Consider the following 2,619-nt stretch of genomic DNA (forward strand, 5'->3'; position numbering starts at 1 on the left):
CGATCAGCATCAGCTGTTGCAGACGATCGCGATAGGCGCTCCAGGCATCGCTCAAGGGCGCCAGATGGGCATTCTGCTCAAGCTCGCTGGCGATGCGTTGCAAGCGTTCGGCGACTTCAGCCTGTTTTTCCTGCAAAGCCTGAATTGCGCTCTGGCCATCCTTGGACGCTTGCTCCGCCGCTTGCCGGGCTTCGGCGCTGCTGGCGGTGTCCTTGACCAGACGGGCAAGGGTGCTTTGCTCTTCGAATGCCTGACGCAGCAACGGCGCGTTTTCGCTCTGGCGTTGTTGCGCTGCGCTGAGGGCGACTTTTGCTGCGTCGAGGTTTTGCGCCAGTTGCGTCTGGCGTTCGCCGAGTGCCGCGTGTTGTTGGGTGTGTGCGGCAATCTGCGTCGCCAGTGGCGTCAGCAGCGCATCAAGCTCGGCCTTGCGCGCGAACTGATGGCGTTGCGGGCCAAGCTGTTCCAGACGCGTCAGTTTTACCCGCTCGCCGGCCAGTGCCTGCCATTGCTGTTGCGCGGTTTGCAGTTGTTCGCTGGCGGCTTTTTGCGCGTCCTGCAACTGACGCAAATCCTTCAGCCAACTGTGTTGTTGCTCAAGTTGTTTGAGCTGCGCCTGTTGCGCCTTCATCTGTTGCTGCGCGGTGTTGAAACGCTCGTCGAGTTCGGCGCGCGCTTCCGGCGCCAAAGGCGTCACACCGGTGGCCTGATCCTGCAACTGCTTGTGCGCTTCACGGGCTTCTTTGGTCTTGTCGAAGGCGCGGCGGCCGAGGCGGGTGTACAGCGCGGTGTCGGTGAGTTTTTCCAGCAGTTCACTGCGGTCGTTATCGTCAGCCTTGAGGAACGCACTGAACTCACTCTGCGCCAGCAGCACAGCGCGAGTGAACTGTTCAAAGTTCAGGCCCAGCGCGGCTTCCAGCTGGGTTTTGTATTCGCCTTTCTGGCTGGCGAGCAGTTGATCCTGATCGATGTCGCGCAGGCTCTGCCGACTGGCCTGGAGCTTGCCGCCAGCCTTCTCGCGAGCACGATTGGCTTCCCAGCGCGCGCGATAGCGGCGCCCATCGACGCCGACAAAATCCACTTCGGCATAGCCTTCACCGGTGCCGCGTCGCAGCAAGGTGCGCGGGTCGCCAGTGGCGATTTCACCGTCAGCATCGGGGACTTTCGCATCGCGGCCGGTGTTGTTCAGACGCGGTACGGCGCCGAACAGTGCCAGGCACAAGGCGTCGAGCAGGGTGCTTTTGCCGGCGCCTGTGGGGCCGGTGATTGCGAACAGGCCGGCGCTGGCCAGCGGTTCAGCGGTGAAATCGATCTCGAACGGCCCGGCCAGCGAGGCGAGGTTCTTCAAACGAATGGCGAGAATTTTCATGGCTGCTCGCCCTCCAGTTGCACGTCCTGCAGCAGTTCGGCGAAGTCCTTGAGCGTCTGCTCGTCGACCTCGCTGCCGTAGTTGTCGAGCCAGGCGCGGCTGAACAGTTCCTGCGGGGTGAGCTGGTCGAGTTCGATCAGCGTGTTGCTTTCATCGCTGCCATCGGCGCCGCGATTGCCGGCGTATTCAGCGGCGATGCGCACCAGTCGCACGGCTTTGCCTTGCAGTGCGGTTTCCACTTGATGGCGCAGATCCGGCTGCGGCTCATCGAGGCGCACGCGCACTTCGAGCCAGGGCTGGCGCTGGGTTTCGGCGAGCAGATCGATGTTCGGCAGGTCGGCCAGTTGCAGCAGAATCTCGGCCAGCGGCGCCGGGCCGATGCGCTGCAGATTGACCGAGCGCGGGATCAGTTTCGGCTCGACGCTGACCAGAGTTTCACCGTCGAGGACCACATCGAGAATCTGATGCTGATAACCGATTTCGGAGAACGACAGCGGAATCGGCGAGCCGCTGTAGCGGATGCGCTCTTCACCGTTGACCTTCTGCGGCTTGTGCAAATGGCCGAGGGCGACATAGCTGATGCTTTCGCCGAACAGGCTGGCGGGCAGGGCTTCGGCATTGCCGATGATCAGGCTGCGCTCGGAATCCTCCGACACCGAACCCCCGGCCATGTGCGCGTGGCTGATGGCGATCAGCGCCTGACCGGGTTGGCGCTTGGCGTTGGCCGCCGCGATCAGCCATTCATGCACCTGACCAATGCCGCGCAAATAGTTGTCACCCAGATGCGCGCCAGTGACTTCCGCCGGACGCAAAAACGGCAGCGCCAAACACCACGCGGCGATTTCTCCCTGGGCATTCGGCAGCGGCAGCAACAGGCGCTCGGCATCGAGTTGGCCGTCATCCAGCCACAGCACCCGCCCCAACGCGTGAGTGCGCAAACGCCGCATCAACGGCGCCGGCAATTCGATCCGCGAGCCGGAATCATGGTTACCGGCGATCATCACAATGGTCAGCAACGGCTGCTGTTCGTGAGCGCTGACGATGAAATCGTAAAGGCGTTCCTGAGCTTTGACCGGCGGATTGACCGTATCGAAGATATCGCCGGCAATCAGCAGCACATCCGGCTGCGCCAAGTGCAACTGGCGCAGCAGCCATTCGAGAAAACACGCGTGCTCGAAATCGCGCTCCTGGCCGTGCAGGTTTTGCCCAAGGTGCCAGTCGGAGGTGTGGAACAGACGCAAGGTGGACTCCGC

At 62.5% G+C, this 2,619-nt stretch carries 2 protein-coding genes; both read right to left on the bottom strand.

The annotated features are described in order from the left end of the window. Positions 1-1,366, bottom strand: a 1,366-nt coding sequence (locus D6877_RS17275) for an AAA family ATPase (RefSeq protein ID WP_153189070.1), incomplete at its 3' end; no start/stop codon positions are given. Beyond that, a complete protein-coding gene (locus tag D6877_RS17280; RefSeq protein WP_130911558.1) occupies positions 1,363-2,607 on the bottom strand; it encodes an exonuclease SbcCD subunit D C-terminal domain-containing protein in 1,245 nt (414 codons plus the stop codon). The genes D6877_RS17275 and D6877_RS17280, both read right to left, overlap by 4 nt. Between the last annotated feature and the right edge of the window lie 12 nt (positions 2,608-2,619).

Source organism: Pseudomonas sp. Sample_9 (assembly GCF_004307535.1).
Lineage (GTDB): Bacteria > Pseudomonadota > Gammaproteobacteria > Pseudomonadales > Pseudomonadaceae > Aquipseudomonas > Aquipseudomonas mercuritolerans.